The organism is Candidatus Methylomirabilota bacterium, from assembly GCA_035315345.1.
Classification (GTDB): domain Bacteria; phylum Methylomirabilota; class Methylomirabilia; order Rokubacteriales; family CSP1-6; genus CAMLFJ01.
Map to the genome: position 1 here is coordinate 1 of DATFYA010000071.1, position 5688 is coordinate 5688.

Sequence of the window (5688 nt, forward strand, 5' to 3'; positions counted from 1 at the left end):
CTGCTGTGGACGGAGTAGGCGCCGATGGCGCAGACGCTGACGATGAGGGGGGTCAGGATGGCGAACGGCACCCGCAGGATGGCGGCGAAGAGGGGCACGAACGCCAGGACCATGATCACGCCGATGATGTTGCCGGTGTACATGCTCGCAATGAGGCCCCAGACGAAGTCCGGGCGCTCCTTGAACAGCATCGGCCCCGGCTGGAGCCCCCAGATGATGAGGCCGCCCAGCATGACCGCCGCGGTGGGGCTGCCCGGGATGCCGAGCGTGATCATCGGCAGGAGGGCGGCGCCGCCCGCGGCGTGGGCCGCCGTCTCGGGCGCGACCACGCCCTCGATCTCGCCCTTGCCGAATCGCTCGGGATGCCGCGAGAACCGCTTGGCGAAGGCGTAGCTCATGAAGGAGGCGGGAGTGGCGCCACCGGGCTTGAACCCCATCCAGAAGCCGATGAAGGCGCTGCGGATGAACGTGCGGTAGTACCGCGGCAACGTCTTCCAGGTCTGCCAGACCACGCGGGGATTGAGGTGGGCGCTGACGCCGCGGAACGACAGCCCCTCTTCCACCGAGAGCAGGATCTCCCCGATCCCGAAGAGCCCGATGACCGCCACGATGAAGTCGAAGCCCTTCATCAGCTCGGTGATGCCAAAGGTCAGACGGAGCTGGCCGGTCACGATGTCGAGGCCGGCGCAGGCCAGGATGAATCCGATGAGAATCGATACCAGCGACTTGATCGGATTGCCCCCGCCCAGCCCGATGAACGAGGAAAAGGTCAGCAGCTGGATGGCGAAGAACTCGGGCGGCCCGAACTTCAGCGCGATCTCGGCCAGCAAGGGGGCGAAGAGGGTGATCAGCACGACCGAGAAGAAGGCCCCGACGAACGAGGAGCTGAACGCGGCGGTGAGCGCCTCACCGCCGTGCCCCTGGCGGGCCATCGGATAGCCGTCGAAGGTGGTCGCCACCGACCACGGCTCGCCCGGGATGTTGAACAGGATGGACGTGATGGCGCCTCCGAACAGCGCGCCCCAGTAGAGGCTCGTCAGCAGGATGATGGCCGATGTCGGATGCATCGAGAAGGTGAGCGGCAGCAGGATGGCCACTCCGTTGGCCCCGCCCAGGCCGGGCAGCACGCCGATGATGGTGCCCAGGGTGATCCCGAGGACAGCCAGGCCCAGGTTCATGGGCTGCAGCGCGACCTCGAAGCCGAGGAGCAGGTTCTCCCAGCCCATGCTCAGTAGCCGAGCCAGGCCTCGAGCGGCCCCTTGGGCATGGGCACCAGGAACCATTTCTCGAAGATCACGAAGATGATGAGCGGGAACAGCACGCTGACCGTCACCACCGGCGCCCAGCCATAGCGGCCGATCCACCGCATGTAGAAGCCCATGAAGAGCATGGTGGCCACGTAGAGCCCGATGAACTGGGTGAGCACCACGAAGCCCGCCGACGGCAGCAGCGTCGTCAGCACCGGCCGCAGCTGCTGCCGGGTGACGAAGGGGCGGTCGCGCGTCCGGCGGTGCGCCTGCATCGCGATGACCGCGCAGGCGCCGATCAGCAGCACCGCGAGCCAGAACGGGAAGAACCCGCTCTGCGGGCCGTCGGAGCCCCAGCCGATGCCCAGGCGCAACGCGTCCCAGATGACGAGGGCGCCCCCCGCAATCAGGATCAGGGCCGTCGTCAGATCGGCCGTGCGCATCCCCGGATCCCGGACCGGTCTACTTCTTGAGCAGCCCGCCCTTGGTCATCAAGTCGCGGTGGAGCTGTTCGGCTTCGCCGAGCCACTTCACGAGCTCGGGACCCGTCTCCCAGGCCGGCTTGAGCGCCCCCTGGTTGAGATAGTCCTTGAACTCGGGGGTCTCGTAGACCTTCTTGAGCATCGCCTGATACCACTCGAGCGCGTCCTTGGGCATGTCCGGCGGCCCGAAGATGCCCCGCAGCATCAGGTAGCTGATGTCGGCGCCGACCGCTTCCTTGACGGTGGGAATATCCTTCCACTCCGGGACCGCGATGCGCCCGGTGTCGAACACCGCCAGTGGCCGGACTCGCCCGGCCTTCCAGTGACTCGCGCACTCGATCGGGTTGTTCACGGTGGAGTCCACGTGCTTGCCGACCAGGTTCACGCAGACCTCGCCGCCGCCCTTGAAGGGCACGTAGGTGAACTTCGCGCCGGTGGCCTGCTCGAGCTGGATCGTGAGGATCTGATCTTCCTGAGCCGAGCCGGTCCCGCCCATCTTCATCCGGTCCCCGCCCGACCGCTCCTTGACCGCGGCCACGTACTCCTTGGCCGTCTTGTACGGCGTCTCCGCGTTGACCCACAGGATGAACTCATCGAGGGCCAGGCGGGCCATCGGGGTCAGGTCCTTCCAGCTGAACGGCACCCCGGTGTGGAGCGGCGTGGTGAAGAGGTTCGACAGCGTGATGATCATGGTGTGGCCGTCGCCCTTCTTGCCCTTGACGTGGAGGAAGCCCTCCGCGCCGGCCCCACCCGACTTGTTCACCACGATGATCGGCCGCGGGGAGAGCTTGTGCTTCTCCACGATCCCCGCGATGAGACGCGCCATCTGGTCCGCCCCCCCACCGGTGCCGGCGGGGATGACGAACTCGATGGGCTTGGTCGGCTCCCAGGCCGCGTCGGCCGGCGAGCACAGGAATACCACGGCCACCAGGGCCGGAATCAGCGCCGCGATACGTCGCCAGTGGAGATACATATCCCCTCCTTGTGGTCGGGGCGTTGCGATCGCTGCGGGAGGCGGCGGTTTATTTGCCCGGACGCTCCTTCCAGAACGGAATAACGCCGGGGATCTCCCACTTGTTCCACATCTCGTCCACCTTGGCCTGGAAGTATTCCAGATCTTCCTCGGTGAAGTGGGCGAAGCGGCCCTGCTTGAGCAGGTACTCCCGCACCGGCTTGCGCGGGCGGCCCTCCACGATGGCCTTCGTCTTGCCGTAGTGGCGCACCACCCCGTCCTCCACCTCGTACAGGGGGAAGACGCCGGTCTCCACCGCCAGCTCGCCCAGCTCGTGCGAGAGCATCGGGTCGTAGTCCCAGCCCTTCGGGCACGGATCGAGCGAGTGAATGAACGTCGGGCCGCCGATCGTGAGCGCCTTGCGGACCTTGTTCATCATCTCGACCGCGTAGGAGGCGTCCACCGTGGCCACGTAGCGGCATTCCGGGTGGCCCGCGGCCAGCATGCCCGCGGTGTTCTTCTTCCAGCGGGTGTGGATGATGCGCTTCACCGAGCCCGGCGGGCTGAACGTGGTGTTGGCGCCGTAGGGCGTCGACCCCGAGAGCTGGATGTCGGTGTTGGCGTACGACTCGTTGTCGTAGAGCAGGATCAGCGAGTTGTACTCCTTGTGGGTGAGGGTCGCGGAGATCGCGCCCAGCCCCATGTCGGCCCCGCCGCCGTCGCCGCAGAACGCGATGACGTTGATCGGCTCCGACTTCATCTTGCCCTTCTTCATGAGCGCCTTCAGCCCCGCCGCGGTCCCGAGGGCGGCCGAGCCGGAGGAGCCGAGCTGGGTGTGCATCCACGGCACCACCCACGGGGTCGTGTAGTAGGTGGTGTTGGCCACGTACATGCAGCCGGTGGAGCCGAGCACGATGGTCCGCGGGCCGGCCGCCTTGACCATGAGCTTCATGACCAGGGCCGACTCGCAGCCCTGGCAGGTACGGTGGCCGGAGGTGAAGTACTCCTCGATCGTGACCTTCTTGACGCCCTTGAACGGCTCGAGGATCTGCGTGGCGTTCGTGAATGTCGTATCGGCCATGGTTGACGTCTCCCTTTGTGAGCTACTCGCGCACGCCGAGCCAGTGCGTCTTGGGATCGGACTTGCCGGACTTGGCCGCCGCGAAGCACATGTCCGCCGCCTTGGCGACGTCCTCCAGCGTGACCTCGCGGCCACCGAGGCCGCAGATGAAGCTCAGCAGCGGCGGCCGCTTGTCCGCGTTGTACATCGCGGAGCGGATCTCGTTGGCCACCACCCCCGAGTTGAAGGGCGAGCCGAAGGAGTAGTCCCGGTCGATGACCCCGATGGCCGCCGCCTTCGAGAGCGCCCTCACCATCCGATCGGTCGGGAACGGCCGGAACCACCTGGGACGCACCAGGCCGACCTTCTTGCCCTGGGCCCGCATGTTGCGGATGCCCACCTTCATCGGCAGCGAGATGGTCCCCATGCCGACCAGGATGATCTCGGCGTCGTCGGTCATGTACTCCTCGAACCACGGGTTCTCGGGCCCGCGGCCCATGACCTTCCTGAAGTCCGCATACGCCTCGTCGATCACGGTGGTGGCCCGCTTCATCGCCTCGTCGTTCTGGCGCCGGATCTCGATGACCCAGTCCTCGTTGGCCTGGGGGGCCACCGTGATCGGGTTGTCGGGGTGCAGCAGGAGATCGCCACGGTCGTAGCGGGGCAGGAACTTGTCGACCAGGGCCCGGCTCGGCACCTGGCAGAGCGCCTGCGAGTGGGTCAGGAACGCCCCGTCCGCCGAGATCGCGATGGGCAGGAACACGCGGCGGTCCTCCGCGATGCGGTAGGCGAGCAGCGTCGTGTCCAGCATCTCCTGGGCGGTGTCCACCCAGATCAGGAGCCAGCCCAGGTCCCGCACCACCAGCGCATCGTTGTGCTCGACCCCGAACGCGCCCGGGTCGTCCAGCGCGCGGTTGCCCACCATGCAGATCATCGGCACCCGCAGCGGCGGGGTGACGGTCAGGCACTCCATCGCGTACATCCAGCCGACGCCGGAGGAGCCGCAGAACACGCGGGCCCCCACCGTGGAGGCGTGCTTCACGATCTCGAACTGGCTGTGCTCCCCCTCGGCCACGATGTACTCCGCCTCGAGGTTGCCGTTGGCGATCTTCTTGGCGATCGCCTGCATGACCGTGTCGTAGGGTCGGATCGGATACGCGGTCACCACGTCGATGTCGGCCAGGGCCAGGGCCTCGGCACAGGCTTCACTGCCGGAGATCAGCATCTCCTTGTGGTCGGCGACTGCTCCTGCGGGCTTGGTCTCGACTGCCATGGTCTCGCTCCTCCCTACTTCTTGGCCTCGGCGTTCTCGCCGGGAATGCCCGCGATGATCTCGATGCCGCCCGTCTCCAGCTCCTGCTTGATCTCCTCCTCGTACTGGCCGCGGAAGCGGAACCCGTGGGACCGGGTGATGTGCTCCTTGCTGTGGATCTTGTTCGTCATCCAGGTCGTGTAGGCCCCCTTGTCCTTCCGCCACATCTCCCACTGGCTCGCGTTGTCCTCGAACGCGTCCTCGCGCACCATGGTCACGCAGTCCTTGGCCGGGCAGACCGCCTCGCACACGCCGCAGCCGCAGCACGCTTCCATGTTCGCGTCGTAGAGCCCGTCGGGGGTCACGTCGAAGCAGGAGTCGGGGCACTGGATCCAGCAGAGGGTGCACTTCACGCACTTGTCGAAGTCGATCACCGGCCGCATCGTGCGGGTGGTGAACTTCTTGAAGTACGGGTTGCGCTCCGGCACGTAGCCCTTACCCCCCTCCATCGGCTTGCCGATGGGAATGGCCGGGATGCTGACCCCTTCCCGCATCTCCCACCACTTGGGCTTCTCGAAGGAGAAAGGCGTCTCCGGATTGCCCTCGGTAGCCTTGACGGCGCGCGTCTCCAGCCGGTCGTGGGTCTTGCGTGCGGACGCCACCTTGAGGTCCGAGCCCCACTCCGCCTCCTTGAT

The 5688-nt window shown here is 66.7% G+C and carries 6 protein-coding genes; all 6 read right to left on the bottom strand.

All coding sequences use genetic code 11. The features are described 5' to 3' along the window. Positions 1-1226, bottom strand: a 1226-nt coding sequence (locus VKN16_08260) for a tripartite tricarboxylate transporter permease (protein ID HME94192.1), incomplete at its 3' end; no start/stop codon positions are given. A 2-nt stretch (positions 1227-1228) separates the two neighbouring features. Further along, the gene (locus tag VKN16_08265; protein HME94193.1) at positions 1229-1690 is read right to left on the bottom strand and encodes a tripartite tricarboxylate transporter TctB family protein; all 462 of its coding nucleotides are present in this window, start codon (positions 1688-1690) and stop codon (positions 1229-1231) included. Positions 1691-1709: 19 nt separating this feature from the next. Further along, positions 1710-2702 carry a tripartite tricarboxylate transporter substrate binding protein gene (locus tag VKN16_08270; GenBank protein ID HME94194.1) on the bottom strand — a complete coding sequence of 331 codons (993 nt, stop codon included), beginning with the start codon at positions 2700-2702 and terminating at the stop codon, positions 1710-1712. Positions 2703-2751: 49 nt separating this feature from the next. Next, the gene (locus VKN16_08275) at positions 2752-3762 is read right to left on the bottom strand and encodes a thiamine pyrophosphate-dependent enzyme (protein HME94195.1); all 1011 of its coding nucleotides are present in this window, start codon (positions 3760-3762) and stop codon (positions 2752-2754) included. Between the two features lie 22 nt (positions 3763-3784). Beyond that, positions 3785-5014, bottom strand: a complete 1230-nt coding sequence (locus VKN16_08280) for a pyruvate ferredoxin oxidoreductase (GenBank protein HME94196.1) — start codon at positions 5012-5014, stop codon at positions 3785-3787. 14 nt (positions 5015-5028) lie between these two features. After that, the coding region (locus tag VKN16_08285; GenBank protein HME94197.1) for a 4Fe-4S dicluster-binding protein at positions 5029-5688 on the bottom strand (660 nt) is incomplete at its 5' end.